This is a genomic window from Pseudoalteromonas sp. BSi20439 (assembly GCF_000241165.1).
In the GTDB taxonomy this organism is placed as follows: Bacteria; Pseudomonadota; Gammaproteobacteria; order Enterobacterales; family Alteromonadaceae; genus Pseudoalteromonas.
On sequence record NZ_BADW01000157.1, the window covers coordinates 1 to 295 of the forward strand.

Consider the following 295-nt stretch of genomic DNA (forward strand, 5'->3'; position numbering starts at 1 on the left):
CAGTGCCGCCTATCGTAATCATACTAATGATAATGATTTTACAGAGCGCTTTAATGAGCTAGTTATCCATTATGGCTTTAAAGCGACCCGTAATAACCGCGGTATTGCGCATGAAAATGGGGCTATTGAGAGCCCTCATGGGCATCTTAAATCGCAACTGGAGCAAGCATTAAAAATCCGTGGTAGTTATGACTTTCAGACAAGAGAAGTCTATGAATCGTTTGTTGCAGACATTGTTGCTCGCCGTAATCGCCGTGTAAGTGATAAGTACGCAGTAGAGCAGCGACAATTACAC

1 pseudogene is annotated in these 295 nt (G+C 43.1%); it reads left to right on the forward strand.

From position 1 onward, the window contains the following. Window positions 1-295 (forward strand): annotated as a pseudogene (locus tag P20439_RS12710) (IS21 family transposase); the annotation flags it as partial.